The sequence below is a fragment of the Chromatium okenii genome, assembly GCF_002958735.1.
In the GTDB taxonomy this organism is placed as follows: Bacteria; Pseudomonadota; Gammaproteobacteria; order Chromatiales; family Chromatiaceae; genus Chromatium; species Chromatium okenii_A.
Window position 1 is genome coordinate 65,037 of sequence record NZ_PPGH01000038.1, and the last position, 24,316, is coordinate 89,352.

Below are 24,316 nucleotides of genomic sequence, written 5' to 3' on the forward strand. Positions count from 1 at the left end.
CTCAATTGACCTGCGTAAAGGTTATGAATGAAAAAAGCAGTGGTTGTTTATTCAAAGCCAGCGGGAGCTGCTTGATGCCAATGGGTGACATGTTGAAAACGATGTGCCACATTTAATAACCGCGCTTCATCAAAATAATTGCCGATGATTTGTAAACCTACTGGCAAACTATCCACTGGTGCGACGGGAATTGACATGCCGGGCAATCCGGCAAGATTGGTGGCAATGGTATAGATGTCATTGAGATACATTGCGACGGGATCATCGTAGTTCACGCCGAGCGGAAATGCGGTCGTTGGACTGGTCGGCCCCATAATGACATCAACTTGTTCAAAGGCGCGATTGAAATCATCAGCAATTAAATGACGAATGCGCTGCGCTTTCAAATAATAGGCATCGTAATAGCCAGCAGATAAAACATAAGTGCCAATTAAAATGCGGCGTTGTACTTCTGCGCCAAAGCCTTCAGCGCGACTGCGGCAATACAAATCTTTTAAGTCTTGTGGATTATCGCAGCGATGACCGTAACGCACTCCATCAAACCGAGCGAGATTGGATGAACATTCTGCTGGTGCAACGACGTAATACACTGGAACAGATAATGGACTATTCGGTAAACTAATCTCATGCAGTGTTGCGCCGAGCCGTTGAAATTCTTTTAATGCTTCATCAATTGATGCGGCAATACGCGCATCTAATCCTGCGCCAAAATACTCTTTTGGAAGACCAATACGCAGTCCATGAAGATCATTATCTAACGCATCGACATAATCAGGTACAAGTTCATTGACGCTGGTGGAATCGCGTTCATCAAAACCGGCCATTTCATCGAGAATAAATGCTGCATCGGCGGCCGAACGCGCCATAACGCCAGCCTGATCGAGTGACGATGCAAAGGCGATCATGCCCCAGCGCGAACAACGCCCATAAGTGGGTTTGATGCCAGTGATTCCGCACAGCGCGGCGGGTTGCCGAATGGAGCCGCCGGTGTCGGTTCCGGTGGCGACTGGGCACAGCCGCGCTGCAACTGCCGCTGCCGATCCGCCCGATGAGCCGCCGGGAACGCGCTGCGTATCCCAAGGATTGTGAACTGCGCCATAAAAACTGGTTTCGTTACTTGATCCCATTGCAAATTCGTCCATGTTGGTTTTTCCCAACATGACCGCGCCAGCCGCAGCTAATTTCTCGACAACAGTGGCATCATAAGGCGCAATGAAATTGTCCAACATCTTTGATCCGCAAGTGGTTTTTACTCCCGCAGTGCAGAAAATGTCTTTATGTGCGATGGGAATTCCGGTGAGCGGACCGGCGTCACCAGCTTTCAAGGCGTGATCGGCACGCGCCGCTGCTGCCAGCGCCGACTCTGCGGCGACAGTGATAAAACTATTCAGTTGCGGATCAAGGCGTTGAATGCGATCTAAATAATGTTGCGTTAATTCAACGCTGGAATACTTGCGCAACCGCAGCTCGGCGGCAAGTTGGGCTATCGTCTTGTTTTGCATCAGTCAATCACCTTGGGAACCAAATACAGACCGCTGTCGGTGAGCGGCGCAAGTTCTTGAAATCGTTCGCGTTGATCCGATTCTGTGGGTTGATCGGGGCGCAGGCGCTGGGTCATGTGCAGCGGGTGCGCCATTGGCAACACGCCGCTGGTGTCCACAGCGTCCATTTGTGCGACCAACGCGAGAATGTTAGATAAATCAACAGCAAGGCGGTCAGTGTTTTCGGGAGCAAGCGCCAGCCGTGCGAGCTGGGCGATTTTGTCGATGTCGGAGCGATCCAATGACATGGCGATCCTGTTGGTGGTTGAAAACGTTGCAAAATAGCACAGGGGCGGTTGCGAGAAAATGCGGAAGCAAAGCACTGCGCCATGCTTAAACTGCGGCTTAATCTTGCCAACGTATTCAAAAAATAGCGATTTAATTGCTGGCATAACAAAATAGAACAGGCAGCGCCAGCGGTATTAAATGCTCGCGCCATATTGCCAAATATGTCACTTGCTGCGCTTTATGATCCATTAACAATTCCAAATGAATTAGTTAAAGCGCATCATCAATTGGACGCTACCTATTCTAACCAAAATTTCACTGGTGATGCAGATCGCGTGACACAAATAAAATCATTGTGGTTAAATAAGCGCTTTAATTGACTGTATAGAGATTCACCATGCCATTATCTTGGAATGAAATCAAAGATCGCGCTTTCCAATTTTCGCGGGAATGGGCGGATGAATGCTCAGAAGATGCAGAAGCCAAATCCTTTTGGGATGGGTTTTTTAATATCTTTGGTATCACTCGTCGCCGCATGGCAAGTTTTGAAGTGTATGTTAAACAGATTGACGGTCGGTCTGGTTATATTGATTTGCTGTGGAAAGGCAAGTTATTGGTTGAACACAAATCACGCGGCAAAAGTTTAGACCGTGCTCACGCACAAGCGACCGATTATTTTCATGGTTTGAAAGAACGCGAATTGCCGCGTTATGTATTGGTGTGCGATTTTGCACGGTTTCGATTATATGATTTAGATGCCAATGCGCAATACGAGTTCCAATTATCCGAATTGGTGAATCACGTTCATTTATTTGGCTTTATGGCCGGTTATCAAACGGTTGCCATTAAGGAACAAGACCCAATCAATCTGAAAGCTGCCGAGCGCATGGGTTTACTACATGACAAACTAAAAAGCAGCGGTTATGACGGTCATGCGTTGGAAGTGTATTTAGTGCGGCTGGTGTTTTGTTTATTTGCCGAACATACCGGCATTTTTGAAGTCAATCAATTTCAAGATTTAATTGAACAACGCACCGCAGAAGATGGACAAGATTTGGCGCAATGGCTGGCGAATTGCTTTGAGGTATTGAGTACGCCACATGAAAAACGTTTAACGCATCTTGATTCGCAGCTTGCCGCATTTCGTTATATTAACGGTCAACTATTTGCCGAACAGTTACCGACTGCGGCTTTTGATCGAAAAATGCGCGATCTATTATTAGAAAGTTGTGCGTTGGATTGGGGGCGAATTTCACCTGCGATCTTTGGCGCTTTATTTCAATCGGTGATGGACGCTAAAAATCGCCGTCATCTGGGCGCACATTACACGTCAGAAACGAATATCTTAAAACTGATTAAACCGTTATTTTTAGATGAACTGCGGGCTGAATTTGAGCGCGTGAAACGGCAGAGCAAAAGCAATTTATTTGCGTTTCAAGAAAAGCTCGCCAGCTTAAAATTCCTTGATCCAGCTTGCGGTTGCGGCAATTTTCTGGTCATCGTCTATCGGGAATTGCGCTTGCTTGAATTGGAAGTGTTGCGGGTGCTGTTTGGCGCATCTAAAGATTTATCCATTGGCGTTGAGCTTAACATTCGCTGCAATGTCAATCAGTTTTATGGGATTGAAATTGAGGAATTTCCAGCGCAAATTGCCCAAACTGCACTGTGGTTGACCGATCATCAAATGAATCAACTGGCATCTCAAGAATTCGGCATAAATTATTTACGAATTCCGCTCACCCATTCCGCGACAATTCGTCATGGCAATGCGCTACAAGTTGATTGGTGTGATGTAGTGACACCAGCAGAATTGAATTATATTTTAGGGAATCCGCCGTTTGTTGGAAAAAAAGAGCAGAGCGACTCTCAAAAAACTGATATGGCGCAAGTATTTCAGAATGTTCAAGGCATGGGCAATTTAGATTTTGTCGCTGCTTGGTATCGCAAAGCAGTTGATTATATGGTAGCGCATCTGGCAATTAAAACAGCTTTTGTCTCAACTAATTCAATTACACAAGGCGAACAAGTTGGCGTGTTATGGTCAGATTTATTAAAACGCGGCGTTAAAATTCATTTTGCGCATCGCACGTTTCAATGGTCGAGTGAGGCAAAAGGCAAGGCTGCGGTGCATTGCGTGATCGTCGGATTTGCATTGCACGATGCAGTAAAAAAACAGCTTTTTGTTTATGAAACACCACAGTCTGAACCCAGCGAAATTAAACCTAACAACATCAATCCTTATTTGGTTGATGCGAACACTGTTTTTATTGAACGCCGCTCACAACCATTATCAAAAAATGCGCCAGAAATAGCATACGGCAGTATGCCGATAGACAAGGGTCATTTGATATTGAATGAAGAAGAAAAAGAGGAAATGATTGCCGCTGATTCCACAACAGAGCGATTTATTCGTCGATATTCTGGGGGCGATGAGTTTATTAACAATATCTCAAGATATTGCCTGTGGTTAGTTGACTGCGATCTTGTTGAAGCCTGCCGCTCTAAATTGATTAAAAAACGGATTGAGCTTAACAAGCAATATCGACTTTCCAGTAATCGGGAACAAACAAAATTGCTTGCAAAAACACCCGCTCTATTCGGCGAAATAAGACAACCTGCAACGCAGTATCTTTTAGTGCCAAAGGTATCTTCAGAAAACAGAGATTATATTCCCATTGGATTTTGTCATTCAAACATCATTGCCAGCGGTTCTGCTTTAATCATTCCAGACGCATCAATTTATCACTTTGGCGTTTTAACTTCAGCAATGCACATGGCTTGGGTGCGCACGGTTTGCGGACGACTTGAAAGCCGTTATCAATACTCAAATACCATCGTTTACAATAACTTTCCTTGGCCGGAATTAATCACTGATAAACAGCGCAATAAAATAGAACAGGCAGCGCAGGCGGTATTAGATGCTAGAGATCAATCGCCAAATGCGTCACTTGCCACGCTTTATGATCCATTAACGATGCCTGCCGAATTGGTTAAAGCGCATCGTCAATTAGATCGTGCGGTTGATGCAGCGTATTCCAAACAGAAGTTCAGTGGTGATACGGATCGCGTGGCTTTTCTATTCGAGCGGTATCAACAACTCACTGCGCCGCTTGATCCGCAACAACCGAAACGCAGAAAACGGGGTTAATCAGATTTTTATTGATTGTGGTTGACATCTTTTGATAAGCGTGTTTTTCTATAGCGCAGGTGCTTCAAAAACCTCAAACAGCGATGCCACACTCGAAAGTTAGTGGTTTATTATTTCCCCAGTTTCATTTTTTTCGCTGGGGGGTGCGGAGAAATAAGGAGAGTTATCTCACGAATAATCCCGCCGTCTGTTTGCGGTTTGAAGCCCCACAACGACCCTATTAGGGTCTTCCTTCAAAGAAGCAAACGGGTAATTGTTATGTTTAATTCAATTTCCAACGCCGTAAATCCCTCCGTTTTTACGTTCTCACCTTCTGAAAACGCCAGCTTTGACATCCGCATGATTCTGATTGACAGCGATCCTTGGTTTATTGCTACAGATGTCTGTTCGGCGCTTAACGTTGACCCGACAGCGATTCGTAAACTCGATGATGACGAAAAGGGTCTGTACTCAATGCAGACCCTAGGCGGAATGCAAGAAGTCAGTATTATCAACGAGTCGGGTCTGTACACGATGATTCTGCGCTGCCGCGATGCGACCAAGTCCGGCACTGTTCCACACAAGTTCCGCAAGTGGGTCACTGCCGAAGTTTTGCCTTCTATTCGCAAGACCGGCGGATATCATATTGAACAGGATATTCAGAGCAATTCACCGCAAGTTTCCCGTGAACTTGCTGCCAAGATATTTATTGCAGAAGCAGCAGCACGAATGTTGCGCATGTCAGATACCAGTAAGATTCGGATGCTGACGAAGATCGCTGAGAGTGAAAACATTTCACCTGATTTTCTACCGGATTATGTCGATGAACCACTGGTCAGAGCAATTACTCCGCTATTGAAAGAGATCGGACATCCGCTCGGCAGTCAAGTTGCCAAGAAGGTCAATCCCGCATTAGAAGCAATGGGTATTCTTCAACACCTGTCGCGCAAGGGTCGCAATAATGAGATTAAGTGGTTCTGGAATCTCACTGACGAGGGTTTGCAATACGGGCGCAATGAAACCAGCCCGAACAATCCCCGCGAGACCCAGCCGCTGTTTTTCGTGGAGCGTTTTCCTGAGTTATTAAAACGTTTGGAGGCATATATTGACTCCAACGCATTGCCGGGAACCAACTCTCAATAATCGCCAACGCTACATAAAACCCGCTCGCTATTTATGTAGTGAGCGGGTTTTTTGTTATAATCATCGCATCAATATTATGCTGAATTCGAGTTGAAGATCAGTTAAACTCTGTATTCAATCTTCTGCGTGTTAAGAGTTCTCTATGCCATTATCTTGGAATGAAATCAAAGATCGCGCTCTCCAATTTTCGCGGGAATGGGCGGATGAATGCGCAGAAGATGCAGAAGCCAAATCGTTTTGGGATGGTTTTTTTAATATCTTTGGCGTGAGTCGGCGGCGGCTAGCGAATTTTGAACGGCGCGTAAAAACAGTGGATGGACGCACTGGTTATATTGATTTGCTGTGGAAAGGCAAGTTGTTGGTTGAACATAAATCACGCGGCAAAAGTTTAGACCGTGCGCATACGCAAGCGACGGATTATTTTCACGGCTTGAAAGAACGTGAATTGCCGCATTATGTATTGGTGTGCGATTTTGCGCGGTTTCGGTTGTATGATTTAGAAGAAAATGAACAGCATGATTTTTTATTGTCAGAATTGGTCAATCACGTTCATTTATTCGGTTTTATGGCAGGTTATCAAACGGTTGCCTATAAAGAACAAGACCCGATCAATATCAAAGCTGCCGAGCGCATGGGTTTACTGCATGACCAATTAAAAGCCAGCGGTTATGACGGTCATGCGTTGAAAGTGTATTTAGTGCGGCTGGTGTTTTGTTTATTTGCCGAACATACCGGCATTTTTGAAGTTAATCAATTTCAAGATTTGATTGAACAACGCACCGCTGAAGATGGACAAGATTTAGCGCAATGGCTGGCAAATTGTTTTGAAGTATTGAATACGCTAAAAAATAAGCGCCTCACTCGCTTGGATGAACAGCTTGCTGCATTTCCTTATATCAATGGTCATCTATTCACTGAACGCTTGCCAATAGCAGCTTTTGATCGAGAAATGCGTGATTTATTATTAGAAAGCTGCGCACTGGATTGGGGAAAAATTTCTCCAGCCATTTTTGGTGCATTATTTCAATCGGTGATGAATGCAACTGAACGCCGTCAACTCGGCGCACATTACACGTCAGAAACTAATATCCTGAAATTAATTCAACCACTATTTTTAGATGATCTGCGGGCAGAATTTGAAAGGGTAAAATATAATAAGAAAAAACTATTTGCCTTTCAAGAAAAGCTCGCCAAACTTAAATTTCTTGACCCTGCTTGCGGCTGTGGTAATTTTTTAGTGATTGCTTATCGAGAATTGCGTTTATTGGAATTAGATGTACTACGAGAATTATTTAATGATTCCCGCGATCTTTCTATTGGTGTGGGCGAATTTAATATCCTGTGCAATGTTAACCAATTTTACGGAATTGAAATTGAGGAATTCCCCGCGCAAATTGCTCAAACTGCGATGTGGTTAATCGATCATCAGATGAATCTGTTAATTTCTCAACAGTTTGGACAGTACTATCTACGTATTCCACTGACACATTCAGCGATTATTTGTCATGGCAACGCTTTACAAATTGATTGGCGTGATGTCATTAAACCTACAGAACTAAATTTTATTCTAGGCAATCCGCCATTTATTGGAAAATCCTATCAATCAACTGCGCAAAAAAAAGATTTAGCACGTATCTTTCATGACGTGAAAGGTGCTGGAAATTTGGATTTTGTTGCAGCATGGTTCCGTAAAGCAACAGATTACATGACAGATCATCCGGCAATTAAAACTGCATTTGTTTCAACCAGTTCAATCATACAAGGCGAGCAAATTGGCTTATTGTGGTCAGATTTATTAAAACGCGGAATTAAAGTTCATTTTGCCCATCGCACTTTTCAATGGTCAAATGAAGCAAAAGGAAATGCTACTGTGCATTGCGTGATTGTAGGTTTTGCATTACATGACACGACTGAAAAGCGATTATTTTATTATAAATCAGTTCACTCTGAGCCACATGAAACTATTGTAGGTCGCATCAATCCTTATTTAGTTGATGCGCCTGATGTGATTGTTGTGCGGCGTAGCTCCCCAATTTGCTCTGCTCCGAATTTAGTTTATGGGAGTAAACCTGTTGATGGTGGTAATTTCTTGTTTTCTAAAACCGAACGGGATAGTTTTTTAAGTAAAGAGCCAGCGGCAGCAAATTTTATAAAACAATTTATTGGTAGCGAAGAATTTATTTATAACATTGAGCGTTATTGCCTCTGGTTGATTGATTGTCCTCCTGAGCAGCTTAAAAAAATGCCGCTCGCGCTGAAACGCATTAATAAAGTTAGACTAATGCGTTTGGATAGCCAAAAAGAATCAACTCGTGAATCTGCTGATAATCCAGCAATTTTTACGGAATTAAGGCAACCATCATCGGATTATCTCGTTATTCCTGAAGTGTCAGGAGATCGACGTAAATATATTCCTATGGGAATAGTATCATCCAATGTTATTGCCAGTAATCTTTTGTATGTGATTCCAAATTCAAATGCTTATCACTTTGGCATTTTGTCTTCAGCAATGCACATGGCTTGGATGCGTACTGTGTGCGGACGTCTTGGAAGTAGTTACCGTTATTCAGCAGGTATTGTTTATAACAATTTCCCGTGGCCGGAATCAATCACTGATAAACAGCGCAATAAAATAGAATTGATGGCGCAGGCGATATTAGATGCACGGGCGCAATCGCCAAATTCATCACTTGCTGCGCTTTATGATCCATTAACGATGCCTGCCGAATTGGTTAAAGCACATCGCCAATTGGATGCAGCAGTGGATACAGCGTATTCCAAACAGAAATTCATTGGTGATACGGATCGCGTGGCTTTTCTATTCGAGCGGTATCAACAACTCACTGCGCCGCTTGATCCGCAACAACCGAAACGCAGAAAACGGGGTTAATCGGATTTTTGTTGATTGTGGTTGACATCTTTTGATAAGCGTGTTTTTCTATGTCGCAAGAGGAGTCTAAACCTCGTACAGGCGGAAACGCCCCCGACAGTCAGGCGGTATTTTTTTGCCTGCACAGTTTATAATAGTGACTTGTCGGGAGTGGTGGTGAATAACTGAGTAATCAGGAATAGCTGCGCGGTGCCTGTAGCCGTTTAGATCCTCCCGACTGCTTCAAATCTAATTTGAGGCTTTGCATCTAAGCAAATACAGAGGTCTCCGTAATGGAAACTTACAATAGCACTTCCGTATTAACCATCACCATGACTTCCCGCGAGATCGCTGATCTTGTTGAGAAGCGCCACTCAGACGTTAAACGCACCATTGATATGCTTGTTGCACGCGGCACAATCCTAAAACCGCAAATTGCGTTTTTAGAGGAAATCAGCAACTTAGGTCTTCCTATTAAGCGCGAGATATACGTCTTCGATCACGCCCATAAGCGCGACTCTTTTATTGTGGTTGCGCAGCTTTCACCTGAGTTTACCGCTAAATTAGTAGATCGCTGGCAGGAACTCGAAGCCGCCGCTGCATCAACTCTGCAACAACCATCTATTCAATCTGATGCTTATACGTTGCCCTATCAGCCAGCAATTGAGATTCAGATTGCTGAATTGGCGATGCGGACATTAAAAATGTCAGATACCAGCAAGATTCGGATGCTCGCGTTACTATGTGAAACGAAGGGTTCTAAATCGAATTTTCTACCGGATTATGTCGATGAATCACTGGTCAGAGCGATTACTCCGCTATTGAAAGAGATCGGACATCCACTCGGTAGTCAAGTCGCCAAGAAGGTCAATCCCGCATTGGAAGCAATGGGTATTCTTCAACACCTATCGCGCAAGGGTCGCAATAATGAGATTAAGTGGTTCTGGAATCTCACTGACGAGGGTTTACAATACGGGCGCAATGAAACCAGCCCGAATAATCCCCGCGAGACCCAGCCGCTCTTTTTCGTGGAGCGTTTCCCTGAGTTATTAAAACGATTGGAGGCATATATTGACTCCAACGCATTGCCAGGAACCAACTCTCAATAATCGCCAACGCTGCATAAAACCCGCTCGCTATTGATGTAGTGAGCGGGTTTTTAATTTCAGCGGCATCAGTAAATCATTGCGCTGATCATTATTCAGTGTAAAGTATTGAGTTCGATCATCCATTTATCAACCGATAACGGAGTCAATCATGCCTATTAAACAAGTGATGACTGAATGCGAAAAGCCCGTCAAAGTTTGGACTGATGATCTTGATTCGACCGCCCGTCAGCAATTGCTGAATATCTCCAAATTGCCATTTATTCATCATCACGTTGCGGCAATGCCCGATGTTCATGCTGGAATTGGCGCGACGATTGGCAGTGTCATTGCGACGCATCAAGCGATTATTCCCGCTGCGGTTGGCGTTGATATTGGTTGTGGCATGGCAGCAGTGCGCACGTCATTAACTGCCGAACACATTGATGAGCGCGTCTTAAAAAAGGTCTTCGATCAAATTAGCCGCGATGTTCCCGTTGGTCGTGGACAACATCGTGATGAACGCGCTTTGAATGAAGCGGCAATGCCATTTGCTGCGCCGTTACAAACCATGACCGAAAAACATCCGCAATTGCTCAAAGCATTCGGGCGCTTTTCCAATTGGATAAATCAAATGGGTACGCTGGGCGGCGGCAATCATTTTATTGAAATTTGTTTAGATGAAGCCGGTCAAGTGTGGATCATGCTGCATTCTGGAAGTCGTGGCATTGGCAATGCGATTGGGAACTATTTTATTGAATTGGCGCGGCGCGATATGGAACGTTGGTTTATTCAACTTCCCGACCGCGATTTAGCGTATTTTCCAGAAGGCAGTGAACATTTTGATGATTACGTTGCGGCAGTATCTTGGGCGCAATCCTATGCGCGTGAAAACCGCGATCAAATGATGACTTTAGTATTAGCGGCACTGGCGCGTCATTTGCCAGTATTTAATGTGACGACCGAGGTTGTGAATTGCCATCACAATTACGTTGCGCGTGAACATCATTATCAAGCCGATGTTTGGGTGACGCGCAAAGGCGCAATTCGAGCGCGAGCAGGCGATTTGGGCATCATTCCCGGCAGCATGGGGGCACGCAGTTACATTGTGCGCGGATTGGGAAATCCTGAGAGTTTTCAATCCTGTGCGCATGGAGCGGGACGGCGCATGAGTCGCACTGCCGCCGAGCGCCAATTCACGACGGCGGATTTAGCCACGCAAACGGAAGGCGTGATTTGCCGCAAAGACAAGGGCGTTCTCGATGAAATTCCCAGTGCTTACAAGGACATCGATCAAGTGATGGCGAATCAGTCCGATTTGGTCGAAATCGTGCACCGGCTCAAACAGTTGTCTGCGTAAAAGGATGAAAGATCAATCACTTATCGCCGATTTACGCGCCCAACTTGCTGCGCAGAAAACGGCGCATTTGTATCGCCGTCGCCGCATTCAAGACGCGCCAGCGCAGCCGCATGGCAGCAGCGATGGGCGGTCGTGCTGAGTTTTTGCAGCAATGATTATCTCGGTTTGGCCAATCATCCCGACGTGATTGCGGCGTTGCAGCACGGCGCAGCGCGTTGGGGCGTGGGCAGCGGCGCGGCGCATTTGGTCAACGGTCACACGGCAGCGCATCACGCGCTGGAAGAAGCGTTGGCAGAATTTACTGGCAACCGCGAGTGCTTTTATTTTCAACGGGTTACATGGCAAATCTCGGCGTGATTACAGCACTGACCGGACGCGGCGACACGCTGTTTCAAGACGGCTCAATCACGCTTCGCTGCTCGATGGAGCGCAACTAGCTCGCGCCACGCTGCGCCGTTATCCGCACTGCAACATCAATGAACTCAATCAGTTAATTGCAAAAGACCCGCCGCGTTAATTGCCACTGACGGCGTATTCAGCATGGACGGCGATCTCGCGCCGCTGCCTGCGCTGATGCAGATTGCCGTGACGCTGGCGCGTGGTTGCTGATTGATGATGCGCACGGATTTGGTGTGCTGGGGCGCGGCGGCGCGGCTCGCTGCATCATTTTGGGTTGAACGCGACGAAACGACGGTCGTGATGGGAACGTGGGCAAAGCATTTGGCACGTTCGGCGCATTTGTCGCTGGCGCGGAGGAAGTGATTGAAACGCTGATTCAACGCGCCCGCAGTTACATTTTCACCACTGCCATGCCGCCCGCGCTCGCCGAAGCGACTCGCGTGAGTTTGCGGCTGGCCGAGCGTGAAGATTGGCGACGCGAACAGTTGCAGACATTGATTGCGCGATTTCGGCACGGCGCAGCGCAATTGGATTTGCCGCTGGCGAATTCATTCACGCCGATTCAACCGTTGCTGGTCGGGACTGCCGAGCTGGCGCTGGCGTGGAGTCAACAACTTGAAACAGTGGGGATTTTGGTCAGTGCGATTCGTCCGCCGACGGTTCCGGCAGGCACTGCGCGGCTGCGCATCACGCTCTCTGCGGCACATTCGGAAACTGATGTCGATCGGCTGTTGACTGCGTTGGCAGCGATTCAACTGCCGCCGGATTGACGAATCAATAAACGCGACACACACAAAAACAGCGATCAAATGATCGCTGTTTTTGTTGGATATTTGGAGCGGGAAACGAGGCTCGAACTCGCGACCCCAACCTTGGCAAGGTTGTGCTCTACCACTGAGCTATTCCCGCGTTAAGAGCCCGCAATTCTAGTGGCTTTTCAGAATCTGTCAACTGTTGAAAAACAATTTTTACAGCGCCAGCAAATTGTCATTGCGGTATTTTGACACGGTTGCAACTGCGCCTGATAATTTTTTAGCCTGAAAATTGTTAGCATTACGTTGTTTTGCGTCACGGGCCAATCGCCGGGAAAGACCGGCTCTCATTCAAAACTGCCGCCCTGCACGGCAGAGTTTCAACCGGAGAAATGTTAATGAAGCTGCTTGTTCTCGGACTCAACCATAAGACTGCCCCGATTGACATCCGCGAGCGGGTGGCTTTTGGCCCAGACATCATCGCGGGTGCACTGCGCGATTTGACCAAATGCGCCGGTGTGCGTGAGGGCGTCATTCTTTCCACCTGCAACCGTACTGAGCTGTATTGCGCGACGCAGGACGGCGCAGAAGACACCATTCGCCACTGGTTGAGCGGATTTCACGGTGTGGAACACGAGCGGATGAATCCGTTTCTCTACGCCCACGCCGAACGCGATGCCGTGATTCATCTGCTGCGCGTGTCGAGCGGCTTGGATTCGCTGGTGCTCGGCGAGCCGCAAATTCTCGGTCAAGTCAAAGCCGCATATCAAACCGCGACCGATTGCGCTGCGACCGGCAAACTGCTGGGGCGCTTGTTTCAGCACACTTTCTCTGTGGCAAAAACGGTGCGAACCGAAACCGCCATCGGCAGCAGTCCGGTGTCGGTCGCGTTCGCTGCGGTCAATTTAGCGCGACAGATTTTCAGCGATCTGTCGCAGCAAACCGCGCTGCTGATTGGCGCCGGTGAAACGATTGAACTGGCAGCACGGCATCTGCATCACAACGGCGTCGGGCGCATCATCGTTGCCAATCGCACCGTCGAACGTGCTCACGATCTCGCTGCCCAGTTCGACGGTTTTGCCATTTCGCTGTCGGAAATTGCCAACCATCTGCCGGAAGCCGACATCGTGATTGCGTCCACCGCCAGCCCGCTGCCGGTGCTCGGCAAGGGCACGGTGGAGCGGGCGCTGAAGAAGCGCAAACATCGCCCGATTTTCATGGTGGACATCGCGGTTCCGCGTGACATCGAGCCGGAAGTCGGTGAATTGGATGACGTTTATCTGTACACCATCGACGATTTGCAGGGCGTGATTGACGAAGGTCTGCGCTCGCGGCAGGCGGCAGCGGAACAGGCGGAAGAAATCATCGCGTTTCATTCCGGCGAATTTATGGCGTGGCTGCGTTCGCTCGATGCCGCTGGGCTGATTCAGGATTACCGGCAACGCGCCGAGGAATTGCGCGATGAAGTGCTCAACCGCGCCCAGCGCCAGCTCGACGCCGGTAAATCGCCGAGCGAAGTGTTGAGTTTTCTCGCGCACACGCTCACCAACAAATTGCTCCATGCGCCCAGCTCACGCTTGCGGCAAGCGGCACGGGATGGTGACGCAGAAATCCTCGACGCAGCCAACGAGCTGTTTCAACTCGATCAAACTCGCGCTTCAGCGACGGCATCATGAATCCATCCATTCGCAGCAAGCTGGAGCGGATTGCCGAGCGTTTCAGTGAGGTGATGGCGCTGTTGTCGGAGGCGGACACGCAAACCGATCAAAATCGGTTTCGGGATTTGGGGCGGGAATACGCGCAGCTCGAACCGCTGATGACCTGTTATCGCCGCTATTTAGATGCCGAGCGTGATCTAGCGGCTGCCGAGGAGATGTTGGCGGATGCAGAATTGGCGGCGCTGGCGCGGGATGAAATCGCGGAAATAGACACGCAGCGAGCGACGTTAGAAGCAGAATTGCAGCAGTTATTGATTCCGCCCGATCCGAACGACCAGTGCAACAGCTTTCTGGAAATTCGCGCTGGCACGGGCGGCGCAGAGGCAGCGTTATTTGCGGCGGATTTGTTGCGAATGTATTTGCGTTATGCCGAAACGCTCGGCTGGCGCACCGAACAGGTTTCAGAAAGTGCCGGAGAATTAGGCGGTTATAAAGAAGTGGTGATTCGCATCAGCGGCAACGGCGTCTTTTCGCGGTTGAAATTCGAGCCGGGCGCACATCGCGTCCAGCGTGTGCCAGAAACCGAATCGCAGGGGCGCGTCCACACTTCCGCGTGCACGGTCGCAGTGCTGCCCGAAGCAGAAGCGATTGATGCGATTGATATAAATCCGAACGATTTGCGCACCGATACTTATCGCGCTTCTGGCGCTGGCGGTCAGCACATCAATAAAACCGACTCCGCAATCCGCATCACGCACATTCCCAGCGGGATCGTGGTCGAATGTCAGGAAGAGCGTTCGCAGCACAAAAACCGCGCTCGTGCGATGTCGCTGCTACATGCCAAATTGCTGGCGGGAGCGCGAGAAACACAGGCATCGGAACAGTCGGAATCGCGCAAATTACAAGTCGGCAGCGGCGACCGTTCTGAACGTATTCGTACCTATAATTTTCCGCAAAATCGCCTGACCGATCATCGCATTAACCTGACGTTGTATAAGCTCGATGAAATTATGGCGGGGCAATTGGATCAAGTGATTGATCCGTTATTGACGGAATATCGCACTGAGCAACTGGCAGCAATGATGGGCAATTAAAATAATCCATTCGCTGCACAATAAAAAACCCCGACTGATGCAGTCGGGGTTTTTGTTATTCAGCGTGGTAACGCTGGGACGAAGTTTAATCGTCGCTCATAATGCCAAGAATCTGCAACAAACTGATAAAGATGTTGAAGATGCTCAGATAAATGCCATAGGTTGCCATGATGTAGTTGGTTTCTTCACCGCGAGCGATGCGTCCAGTGTCAATCAAAATAAAGCCGCTCATCAGCAAAATAATCGCCGATGAAATGGCTAATGACAGCGCAGGCATGTGCAGGAAGATATTAGCAATCGCCGCAATCATTACCACCATCATTCCGGCGAATACGAAACCCGCCATAAAACTGAAATCACGTTTGGTCGTGAGCGCGTAACCGGACAAGCCGAGGAAAATCGCTGCCGTGCCGCTAAACGCCAATCCGACGATTTGGCCGCCATTCGGCAGCGCCAGATATTGCGTCAGGATTGCGCCGAGTCCAAAGCCCAACAAACCAGTAATCGCAAAAATCACGCCGACACCAGACGCTGAATTGGCGGCTTTGGGCAGCACGAAAATTCCTAGCAGCATCGACACGATCACTGCGGCGAGATACGTCCAAGCTGGCATGGCCAACATGATGGATAGAAATGCGGTGAACGCACTGAAACCCAGCGTTGCTGCCAGCAACATGTAGGTGTTTTTCAGTACGCGGTTGGCGCTGGTGGCGAGCACCTGCGGGTTACGCACCGCAAAATTGTCTTGATTTATCATACAAATAGCTCCTGAGTTTTAGATTAAACAGTGAATGAAAAAGTTCTTGACGGCGAGGATTTATGGGCAATTTGCCGCAAAACCAAGAGGCTGGCTGGCGCGTTCAAACCGTCAAAACGTAATGAGCGCCGCAATACGGACATACTGCTTCACCGTTGGGCGCGTCCTCAATCGGCAAAAACACGCGAGGATGTTGGTTCCATACTGGCGCATCTGGTGGCGGACAAGACAACGGCAAATCGCGGTGACTGACCGAAATCGCGCCAGCCGGTGCGGAGATTGTGGAATGAACTTGCGATTGCGGTTGAGACATTGGGCGAGTGCTCCTAAGCGTGAGAATGCGGTCGCAAAAATTACGCCGCAACCAGCGTCAGCCATTCGGGACGAACATCGCGGCGACCGTGTACCTGATCGAAATACAGCGTTTGCAACCGCTCGGTGATTGGGCCGCGAGTGCCGCTGCCGATAGCGCGACCGTCTACTTCACGAATTGGCGTGACCTCGGCAGCAGTGCCAGTGAAAAATGCTTCATCGGCAATGTAAACCTCATCACGGGTGATGCGCTTTTCCACCACCGGCAAACCCAATTCAGCGCATAAATTGATGACAGTGCGGCGCGTGATGCCGTCGAGTGCTGAGGTCAGATCGGGCGTGTACAAAATGCCGTCGCGGACGATAAACACATTCTCGCCGCTGCCTTCCATGACATAACCGGACGCATCCAGCAGCAGTGCTTCGTCATAGCCATCGCGCAGCGCCTCTTGCAGCGCCAGCATGGAATTCATGTAGTTGCCGTTGGCTTTGGCACGGCACATGGTGATATTGACGTGATGCCGGGTGAACGATGACACGCGAATGCGAATGCCGTTGCGCATGTTGTCTTCGCCGAGATACGCGCCCCACGACCACGCGGCAACCATGCAGTGCACTTGCAAATTATCCGCCCGCAGTCCCATGCCTTCTGAGCCGTAAAAACACATCGGGCGAATGTACGCAGAATCCAAACCGTTCTCGCGCACCACGTCACGATGCGCCTGATTGATGGTGGCGCGATCCCACGGCATGTTCATGTTGAGAATGTGCGCGGAATTGAAGAGGCGATTGGTGTGCTCTTCCAAGCGGAAAATTGCTGCGCCCTGTGCGGTTTGATACGCCCGCACGCCCTCAAACACGCCCATTCCGTAATGCAGCGTATGGGTTAACACATGGGTTTTTGCTTCACGCCACGGCACCATTGCGCCATCTAACCAAATCAGACCGTCGCGGTCTTCCATCGTCGCCATCGTTCAACTCCGCAAGAAAATCAATAATCTAATGATTGCTATCCAGCAACACTTGCCACAGCATCCGCACTTGCTCGCGTTCAACCAGCAATTGATCGGCAGCAATCGTTTGCGGCTGTTGCGTTAGCGCGTTGCGATGGTAAATCGCCCGCAAGGTTTTATACGCATCGGTGAGCATTTGCGCCGTGTGCCCCGGCAGCAGTCCCAGCCGCGCCAAGGTGTCTAACAATCGAATGTTATCCGTCCACTCCACCAGCGCCGAATGTTCTGCCGCCCAGCGCAACACCGCGTATTGAACCATGAACTCAATGTCGGCAATACCGCCCACGCCCTGCTTGAGATCAAAGCGGTGCGCGGTGGTTTTATCGAGATTGACGCGCATCTTTTCGCGCATCTCGCGCACTTCGCGCTGCAACTGCGCCGGATCGCGCTGGCGACACAACACCGCTCGCCGCACTGCCTCAAACTGTTGCGCCAGCACCGGATCGCCCGCCACTGGACGTGCTCGCACCAGCGCCTGATGTTCCCATGTCCACGCATCGGTTTCCTGATACGCGGCAAATGCAGTCAGCGAGCGCACCAACATTCCTTTATTGCCGTCCGGGCGCAGCCGCATATCCACGTCATACAACGCGCCAGACAAGGTGCGCGTGGTCAGCATGTGAATCATGCGCTGGCCGAGGCGAGCATAAAACTGCACATTACTGACGGGTTTGGCGCTGTCGGTCATCGCCATTACGTCATCGCTGCCGTGCACAAACACCAAATCCAAATCCGAGCCGTAACCCAGCTCAATCCCGCCGAGCTTGCCGTAACCGAGCACCAGAAAACCGCTGTTCGCGCCATTGATCGCAGTCGGTCGCCCGTGCTGGCGCACCAAATGCTCGAAGGTCAATTGCAGCACTCGCGCCAGCGCCACTTCCGCAATTTCCGTGAGATAGTCACTGACGATCATCAGCGGAATCACCTCGGTCACATCCGCCGCCGCCACGCGCAACACGTTGCCCTGCACGAACTGATGCAGCCGCTCCATCTGCTGCTCCAAATCCGCTGCATCCACCGGCAGCAACAGTGCATCCAACTCGGTTTCCAAATCCTCGCGGCGCAGCGGCGCATACAACCGACGCGGATCAATCAATTCGTCCAGCAACAGCGGCTGCCGCCCAATCTGCTCGGTGAACCACGGACTCATTCCGGCCAAGCGGCACAGTTGCGCCAAAATCCCCGGCGATTCAATCAGCATTGCCAAATACGCGGTGCGCTGCACGATGGTTTCCAACAGCCGCAACACTCGCGTCAACGCCAGCGTCGGTTGTTCACAGGCGGCGCTATGCGCAGCACGGTCGGCATCACCTGCGCCAGCCGCTCGCGCCCTTTACTGCTCAAACCTTTGCGATCGGTCGCGTCGCGGAATTGCGCAATGCAGGTTTGCACCGCCGCCGGATCAGCAAAACCTGCCTGCGCCAGCGCCGTCACATCCGAAGCCGTTTCCTGCGTTCCAGACCACAGCAGTTGCAAATTCGCTTCACCGTCAATCGCTTCTGCTGCATCGGGCGCAGCGAACACTTCATCAAACTGCTGTTGCACCACGCGGCGATGCGCATCCAGCACCGGCGCAAATGTCGCCCAATCCGCAAATCCCATCGAACGCGCCAGCCGCTCGCGCCCGATTTCATCGTCGGGAAGAATGTGCGTTTGTTTGTCGCGGTGGGCTTGCAGCCGGTTTTCCACCAGTCGCAAAAATTCATACGCCGCGTCGAGTTGCGCCACTGCTTCCGCTGGCATCAATTGTTTCGCCGCCAGCAGCGCGAGCACCTGCCGAATCGGGCGTACCTGCAACTCAGGATCGCGTCCGCCGCGCACCAGTTGAAAGGCTTGCCCGATGAATTCAATTTCGCGGATGCCACCGGGGCCGAGTTTGATATTGGCATCCATGCCACGCCGATAGAGTTCTTTAGCAATCATGCGTTTGAGATCGCGTAACGATTCAAATGCGCCAAAATCCAAATAACGCCGATAGACAAAAGGCCGCAGCAGCGCCATCAACTGCGCACTGTCCGCCGGATCGCCAGCGACCGGACGCGCTTTAATCATGGCGTAGCGTTCCCACTCCCGCGCTTGCGATTGGTAATAATCTTCAAGTGCTTGAAAATTCATCGCCAACGGCCCGACTTCGCCAAACGGACGCAGCCGCGTATCGACGCGAAACACAAAACCATCCGCCGTTTGATTGGCCAGCGTTTGCACCAGTCGCCGCGCCAGCCGCACAAAAAACTGCTCGTGCGTCAACGGACGCGGTACGTCACGAATTTCGCCGCTCTGCGCAAACGCGAAAATCAAATCAATGTCCGAGCTGAGATTGAGTTCTCGCGCTCCTAATTTGCCCATCGCCAGCACAATCAAATGCAATTCGCGCCCATCTGCTGCTCGCGGAGTGCCGAGTTCGGCGCATGTCCAAATATGCAGCAAATCAAGCGTTTGCTGAATGCAGACATCCGCCAGCTCTGATAAATCCTCCAGCGTTTCTGGCAACTCCGCCCAGCCCGCAAGATCGCGCCAAATAATCCGCACCATTTCGCGCCGACGAAATTGGCGCAGCGCCCGCTGTAGCGCGGTGTCATCGGTGATTCCAGTGAGGGCGACGGCGAGGCGTTGTGCTAAATCCCCCCCTGCCCCCCTTTTTCTAAGGGGGGAGGAAGAAAAGCCCCCCTTTGGAAAAGGGGGGTTGGGGGGATTTGTCAAATAATTGGGATTTAACAACTCCGCAAATTCAGCAGGATGCCGCGCAGCACTGATGGCGACGAATTCGCTGGCGTCCCAGACGCGCTCCGCGCTGCGACAAACGCAGCATCATTCGGCACTGCCACGCCGTGCGCCGCTGCCCACGTCAGCCAATCTTGCCAATGTGCGGCGGTGACGGCGTTGCAATCGCTCATGCGCCGAGCGCCTCGATGCGATATTCCGCGCCGATTCGCGCCTCGCCCTGCGCTGGAATATCAATCACTTCCGAGGCGGTGTTGACTGTTTCCACACAAATAAACCGCAAATAATCAAGATCATCCAGATCATCCAGATCATCCATTGCCTCCGCAGTTTCCACCCAAGGATTCCAGACCACGCAGGTTTGGCTGTGCACTGCGTCAATCACAATGCGGCGATGGAGCACTGGGTCTTCAATCTGCAACCGCGACGGTACGCGCTCATAAATCCGATTAACTTCGCTGCCGACGGTGACTGCGCCACTTTGCTTGATCAGCGCATCGCCTGCGCCAGCCGCTTTGTCAAGGTATTGAATGCCGTCTAAACCGAGCACTTGCGTTTGGGTCGCATCGCCGACCTTGAAATAAGTGTGCAAGCCTTGGGTGATTTGCATTGGCGTGTCACTGGTGTTGCGCGTGATCAGCGTCACCGAAAGCGTTGCGCCGATCACGACTTCTAGCAGGAGATTGAACGAGTGCGGCCAAATAGCACGAGTTGCAGCGTCATCAGCCAAACCGAGGTTGACCACCGTTGCTCCATCCGCTCGCTGCTCGCAAGCCAGCACTGTCCACGACCAAGCGCGGACAAAACCGTGACCGCTGCGTCCTTTGTTTTCGGGATCAGCGCCAAACCACGGCCAGCAAATCGGAATGCCGCCTTTGATCGCCTTGCCGGGCGCGTAATACGCCCGTTCGCTAATAAACAGCAGTTCGTCTGGTGCAATGCGCGGTCGATACGCCAGCACTTGCCCGGCATAAGGCGAATCGTCGCGGTGGCGTGATGATTTTCGATTTCAATCATCATCAAACCGCCGTCCTTCGCTGAAATGCAGGATTCCGGGAATACCAAAGCGGGTGTTCAATCGCGCAACTTCCATCCTAAGCTCCTAATTTTATAGTTAATTACGCTCCTTTTCGGTTGATGAAAAGGAGCGTAAAAGATGTTAACGCAGTGGCACTACTTCAACGCCATACGCGCCAGCCGGAATATACAACGCCTCGCCGGGGACAATGGCAGTGCGTTCCAATTGCAGCCACAAATTGGTGGGAATCGCGTAAGTACCGGTCGCTGCGATTGTTCCAGCAGCATCGACGCTGGCGACATCGAGGCGTCCCGTGTTACCCGCCAGCAACATTCCATTCACACTGGCGAGACTGTTGGGCATGGCATCCAGTGTCCAAGTTCCGGTTTGCACCAGTCGCCCAGTGCTGGCGTTGTAACCGAGCGCGATCACGCTGGGTTCAGATGAGGCAGTCGCCAAAAAGATGCGCGTTCCGTCGCTGGCGCTGGGCGCACCTGCTGAATTGCTGATGGTTCGATTATCCAGTTGATAAGCCAGAACGCCATCGTAGGCGACTGCTTGCACACTGCGTTTTGTCTCCTCATTTGCGGCATCCCAGCTTTCGCTGTCGGTGATGAGAATTGCGCCCTGCTCGTCCACTTGATCCACACTCAACAACGCGCCCGGAATTGAAACGGGACTGCGGACGATCGGCGTACTCGTCCGCAAATCAATGACTTGTAACCAAGACTGCACGATTTCAGTCGGCATGATCCACGGAATAGTGCCATCGTCGTTAATGATGGGCTGCGGTTGATCGGGATCGGCGCTGGCGGTATCAAAACTGAGGAATAACAACCCGTTTTGCGCCCGCGCTGGCGCAGCACTGCGGAATGATTCGGTTGTGGTAATGCGAATCGCTGGAGTAACAATCACCGAAGTGCCATTGAGATTGCGCAGCGGACATACCAGCGCCGCTAAATTGGCACTGGCGACATCGCGTTTGGCGCTGGCGTCATAGGCAATTCCCCACCAGCCCCAGTGCTGCCATGCAGGCACATACCACGCCAACACGCTGCTGTTAACCCACAGTAGTTGCGCGGCAGCAAAGTTCAAATCCCATTCCGAAACGTCCGTCAACTTGTGCTCAAAGGTGTTAAGCGTCGGCAATTGCGGTGGTGTTGCCATGTCCAAAATGGAAGTGCGCAGTTTCGCTGGCTGCGTGTCGTCGGCGCTCACCCATTGCGCTAAATACAGACGGTTGTTGCGGACGGCGCTGCCGACGATGCGACCTGCGCCAAGATCAATGGTTGAGATCAGTTGATCGGGATCGGCCGCGAGCGTGATTCGCGCCTTCGCTGCGTGTTGTCGCATGTCCACATCATGCGGAAATACAGACCGCCGGAATTGCACGCGCCGTCTTCAATCTGCACCAGATAATCACCCAGCGGAATCACGCGATCCGTCGTCCATGCCAGCGTTAATTGCACCGCTGGCACTCCGGTCGTGTCTTTGGTGCGATCCAACACCAGCAATTCTTGGCCGGAAATGGACACGAAATAATCACCGAGCACTGCGCCCCGGCGCGGATCAAAATCGTGCACGATCAAGGCATCAGCCGTCAGCTTGTCTCTGCCAACGGCGATGGCTTGAATCGCTTTGACGTAGCCGTCTTCAGTGTAATTCTGGAACGGAACCAACATGATTCCAGCGTCGGGAAAATAGCCAACCGCTTTTTCATCATAATTAGCCTCGCTCCAACTCCAACTGCCTTCCTCGCCCAGCGGCAGCCGTGATAATAGCGTTGGCGCAGTCGGATCGGCGACGTTGAACAGCGACACCGCCACGCGCCCACTTTCCACGCCAACGGTTAACAAGCGGTCGCCGAGCGGTTCGATGTAGGTTGACCAACCGGGAATTTCCAATGCGCCAGAAATGCTCGGCGCAGCGGGATCGCTGAGATCGACGACAAACAGCGGATCAGTATTTAAAAAAGTCACGACATACAAGCGGTTGCCGTCATAGCGCGTGCGTGGAGCTGCTCGCCGCGTGCTGCCGTTAATTCGAGCTGGGCGAGCGGCGCGGTGTTCGTGCCTGCCAGCGGGAACGTTTCAATCCACGTTTCCTGTTGCGCGTGATTCCAATACAAACTGGTGGCGACGGCTGCCGTGCCGACCACGCTCAGTTTAAATTTATCCTGAACTTGTCCTTTTAGATCAAAGGATTTGCGCTCAATCGGCGTTCCGTCAGTCGCAGAAAGATCAACAGATGCAGGCGCGAAGTGCTGTACCAACTCACGCCGTCGTAATGATCGGTCGTCAGTAATAAATAACCGCCCGCTGCTTGCAGTGCGGTTGCCGATCCAGTCAGGCGCACGACGGGGCGATTCACGGCGCGTTGGGATTGGTGAGATCAATCGTTTGCAACTGGGTTTCTGGCTGCCAAGTGCCATCAGTTTCGCTGTAAGTGGTGGACATGACGTACAGCAGATTGCCGATCAAACGGCTGTCACTGACTGCGCCGAGCAGTGGGATTTCGGCAAGCTGGCGCGGCACTCCAGCGTTGATTTCAAGCACAAATAACGTGGCTTCGCCGGGGCGTTCGGCAGAATTGGATTGTCCCAGCAACGCCAAATGCTGCCCAGCGGCATCGAGGACATAAAACTGTCGCCGCTGGCTGCCATGCGCAGCGTGCCGGTGCGCTGGGGCGTGGTGGGATTGGTCAGATCAAACACCTGCAACCCACGATATTGATTGAAGAAAAACAGTTGATTGCCGGAGATTTTCCAGATGTCGGATTCGACAACTGGAGTCTCAACGCCAACGCCAGTGTGTCATCCGGCGCTGGCGCGACTGGCGCGTTGATGTCAAGAATCCTGGTGTCATCCTGACCCGGTCCCGGACGTTGAAACGTGTGGCTGGCAGTGGTTAAACGAGCGGGGAATTTGCTGGTGCGATAACCGTTGGCGCGGAGTTGGCTGGCTGTCGTCACCGTCGCCGGTAACGCAAATTTCAGGCTGCGCACCGTGGCACTGGCGGCCAGATGACGCACCGCCAGCGGTTTCCAACTGCTTCCCTGATGTTGTTCCAAAGTGACTTGAAGGATGCCGACGGGAACCTGCACTGAGGCAATGTTGCCGCGCACGTCAAGCGTGAGGCGCTGCGGAGTGGTCGCGCCAGCGGGCAAGGCTAATAGCAGTAAAAACGTGAGTAGGATCAAGCGCAGTTGCGAAATCATTGGAAACGCCTCTGGTAACAATA

The 24,316-nt window shown here is 50.9% G+C and carries 24 protein-coding genes, 1 tRNA gene and 1 pseudogene; 12 read left to right on the forward strand and 14 right to left on the reverse strand.

Annotated features, from left to right (window positions below):
- Window positions 1-47: 47 nt before the first annotated feature.
- Both gatA and gatC read right to left on the reverse strand, forming a co-directional pair.
- Window positions 48-1,502 carry an Asp-tRNA(Asn)/Glu-tRNA(Gln) amidotransferase subunit GatA gene (gene gatA, locus CXB77_RS17330; protein ID WP_105074867.1) on the reverse strand — a complete coding sequence of 485 codons (1,455 nt, stop codon included), beginning with the start codon at window positions 1,500-1,502 and terminating at the stop codon, window positions 48-50.
- Window positions 1,502-1,789, reverse strand: a complete 288-nt coding sequence (gene gatC / locus CXB77_RS17335; RefSeq protein ID WP_105074966.1) for an Asp-tRNA(Asn)/Glu-tRNA(Gln) amidotransferase subunit GatC — start codon at window positions 1,787-1,789, stop codon at window positions 1,502-1,504. Before gatC ends, gatA begins: the two co-directional genes overlap by 1 nt.
- A 201-nt stretch (window positions 1,790-1,990) precedes the next feature.
- Between gatC and CXB77_RS24820 the strand changes: the two genes are divergently transcribed.
- From CXB77_RS24820 to CXB77_RS24830, 8 genes are all read left to right on the forward strand, one after another.
- Window positions 1,991-2,149, forward strand: coding sequence for a type IIL restriction-modification enzyme MmeI (locus CXB77_RS24820; RefSeq protein ID WP_369681228.1), 159 nt, complete (start codon window positions 1,991-1,993; stop codon window positions 2,147-2,149).
- A 17-nt stretch (window positions 2,150-2,166) separates the two neighbouring features.
- Window positions 2,167-4,917, forward strand: a complete 2,751-nt coding sequence (locus CXB77_RS17340) for a DNA methyltransferase (protein WP_105074868.1) — start codon at window positions 2,167-2,169, stop codon at window positions 4,915-4,917.
- A 339-nt stretch (window positions 4,918-5,256) separates the two neighbouring features.
- Window positions 5,257-6,039 (forward strand): BRO-N domain-containing protein, encoded by a 783-nt coding sequence (locus CXB77_RS17345; RefSeq protein ID WP_197711102.1) that lies wholly within the window; start codon window positions 5,257-5,259, stop codon window positions 6,037-6,039.
- Window positions 6,040-6,181: 142 nt separating this feature from the next.
- A complete protein-coding gene (locus CXB77_RS17350) occupies window positions 6,182-8,929 on the forward strand; it encodes a DNA methyltransferase (protein ID WP_105074870.1) in 2,748 nt (915 codons plus the stop codon).
- A 272-nt stretch (window positions 8,930-9,201) separates the two neighbouring features.
- On the forward strand, window positions 9,202-10,017 hold the full coding sequence (locus CXB77_RS17355; RefSeq protein ID WP_105074871.1) for a Rha family transcriptional regulator: 816 nt from the start codon (window positions 9,202-9,204) through the stop codon (window positions 10,015-10,017).
- Window positions 10,018-10,165: 148 nt separating this feature from the next.
- Window positions 10,166-11,353, forward strand: a complete 1,188-nt coding sequence (locus CXB77_RS17360) for an RtcB family protein (RefSeq protein WP_105074872.1) — start codon at window positions 10,166-10,168, stop codon at window positions 11,351-11,353.
- A gap of 4 nt (window positions 11,354-11,357) precedes the next feature.
- Window positions 11,358-11,492, forward strand: coding sequence for a hypothetical protein (locus CXB77_RS24825; protein WP_431520758.1), 135 nt, complete (start codon window positions 11,358-11,360; stop codon window positions 11,490-11,492).
- Window positions 11,486-11,710, forward strand: a complete 225-nt coding sequence (locus tag CXB77_RS24830) for an aminotransferase class I/II-fold pyridoxal phosphate-dependent enzyme (RefSeq protein WP_431520759.1) — start codon at window positions 11,486-11,488, stop codon at window positions 11,708-11,710. The genes CXB77_RS24825 and CXB77_RS24830 overlap by 7 nt, the downstream gene beginning before the upstream one ends.
- Window positions 11,711-11,835: 125 nt before the next feature.
- On the opposite strand, the gene CXB77_RS24835 is transcribed toward CXB77_RS24830, so the two are convergent.
- Window positions 11,836-11,976 (reverse strand): hypothetical protein, encoded by a 141-nt coding sequence (locus tag CXB77_RS24835; protein ID WP_431520760.1) that lies wholly within the window; start codon window positions 11,974-11,976, stop codon window positions 11,836-11,838.
- Between CXB77_RS24835 and CXB77_RS24840 the strand changes: the two genes are divergently transcribed.
- Together CXB77_RS24840 and CXB77_RS24845 are read left to right on the forward strand one after the other, a co-directional pair.
- Complete coding sequence (locus CXB77_RS24840) at window positions 11,966-12,115, forward strand: hypothetical protein (protein ID WP_431520761.1); 150 nt, start codon at window positions 11,966-11,968, stop codon at window positions 12,113-12,115. The two genes, CXB77_RS24835 and CXB77_RS24840, sit on opposite strands and share 11 nt — an antisense overlap.
- Complete coding sequence (locus CXB77_RS24845; RefSeq protein ID WP_431520762.1) at window positions 12,061-12,522, forward strand: aminotransferase class I/II-fold pyridoxal phosphate-dependent enzyme; 462 nt, start codon at window positions 12,061-12,063, stop codon at window positions 12,520-12,522. The genes CXB77_RS24840 and CXB77_RS24845 overlap by 55 nt, the downstream gene beginning before the upstream one ends.
- A 64-nt stretch (window positions 12,523-12,586) precedes the next feature.
- Here CXB77_RS24845 and CXB77_RS17370 read toward each other — a convergent pair.
- A tRNA-Gly gene (locus CXB77_RS17370) sits at window positions 12,587-12,661 on the reverse strand.
- A gap of 241 nt (window positions 12,662-12,902) precedes the next feature.
- Here CXB77_RS17370 and hemA point away from each other — a divergent pair.
- The gene (hemA, locus tag CXB77_RS17375; protein WP_105074967.1) at window positions 12,903-14,180 is read left to right on the forward strand and encodes a glutamyl-tRNA reductase; all 1,278 of its coding nucleotides are present in this window, start codon (window positions 12,903-12,905) and stop codon (window positions 14,178-14,180) included.
- On the forward strand, window positions 14,177-15,256 hold the full coding sequence (gene prfA / locus CXB77_RS17380; RefSeq protein ID WP_105074873.1) for a peptide chain release factor 1: 1,080 nt from the start codon (window positions 14,177-14,179) through the stop codon (window positions 15,254-15,256). Before hemA ends, prfA begins: the two co-directional genes overlap by 4 nt.
- Window positions 15,257-15,341: 85 nt before the next feature.
- Here the strand turns inward: prfA and CXB77_RS17385 are convergent, their stop codons facing one another.
- From CXB77_RS17385 to CXB77_RS17435, 10 genes and pseudogenes are all read right to left on the reverse strand, one after another.
- Window positions 15,342-16,013: a Bax inhibitor-1/YccA family protein gene (locus CXB77_RS17385; protein WP_105074874.1), complete on the reverse strand. Its 672-nt coding sequence runs from the start codon at window positions 16,011-16,013 to the stop codon at window positions 15,342-15,344.
- Between the two features lie 103 nt (window positions 16,014-16,116).
- The gene (locus CXB77_RS17390; protein WP_105074875.1) at window positions 16,117-16,326 is read right to left on the reverse strand and encodes a zinc-finger domain-containing protein; all 210 of its coding nucleotides are present in this window, start codon (window positions 16,324-16,326) and stop codon (window positions 16,117-16,119) included.
- Window positions 16,327-16,366: 40 nt separating this feature from the next.
- Window positions 16,367-17,296: a branched-chain amino acid transaminase gene (locus tag CXB77_RS17395; protein WP_105074876.1), complete on the reverse strand. Its 930-nt coding sequence runs from the start codon at window positions 17,294-17,296 to the stop codon at window positions 16,367-16,369.
- A 28-nt stretch (window positions 17,297-17,324) separates the two neighbouring features.
- A pseudogene (gene glnE, locus CXB77_RS24850) lies at window positions 17,325-20,232 on the reverse strand (bifunctional [glutamate--ammonia ligase]-adenylyl-L-tyrosine phosphorylase/[glutamate--ammonia-ligase] adenylyltransferase).
- A complete protein-coding gene (locus CXB77_RS17405) occupies window positions 20,229-21,020 on the reverse strand; it encodes a D-hexose-6-phosphate mutarotase (protein ID WP_242445843.1) in 792 nt (263 codons plus the stop codon). The pseudogene glnE and the gene CXB77_RS17405 overlap by 4 nt, the downstream one beginning before the upstream one ends.
- A 198-nt stretch (window positions 21,021-21,218) precedes the next feature.
- Window positions 21,219-22,430 carry a hypothetical protein gene (locus CXB77_RS17410; protein WP_105074877.1) on the reverse strand — a complete coding sequence of 404 codons (1,212 nt, stop codon included), beginning with the start codon at window positions 22,428-22,430 and terminating at the stop codon, window positions 21,219-21,221.
- Window positions 22,373-23,056, reverse strand: coding sequence for a beta-propeller domain-containing protein (locus tag CXB77_RS17415; protein ID WP_172452735.1), 684 nt, complete (start codon window positions 23,054-23,056; stop codon window positions 22,373-22,375). Before CXB77_RS17415 ends, CXB77_RS17410 begins: the two co-directional genes overlap by 58 nt.
- On the reverse strand, window positions 23,053-23,472 hold the full coding sequence (locus tag CXB77_RS19400; protein WP_146108863.1) for a hypothetical protein: 420 nt from the start codon (window positions 23,470-23,472) through the stop codon (window positions 23,053-23,055). The genes CXB77_RS17415 and CXB77_RS19400 overlap by 4 nt, the downstream gene beginning before the upstream one ends.
- Window positions 23,444-23,683 (reverse strand): hypothetical protein, encoded by a 240-nt coding sequence (locus CXB77_RS17430; RefSeq protein ID WP_105074881.1) that lies wholly within the window; start codon window positions 23,681-23,683, stop codon window positions 23,444-23,446. Before CXB77_RS17430 ends, CXB77_RS19400 begins: the two co-directional genes overlap by 29 nt.
- 94 nt (window positions 23,684-23,777) lie before the next feature.
- A complete protein-coding gene (locus CXB77_RS17435; RefSeq protein ID WP_105074882.1) occupies window positions 23,778-24,293 on the reverse strand; it encodes a hypothetical protein in 516 nt (171 codons plus the stop codon).
- Between the last annotated feature and the right edge of the window lie 23 nt (window positions 24,294-24,316).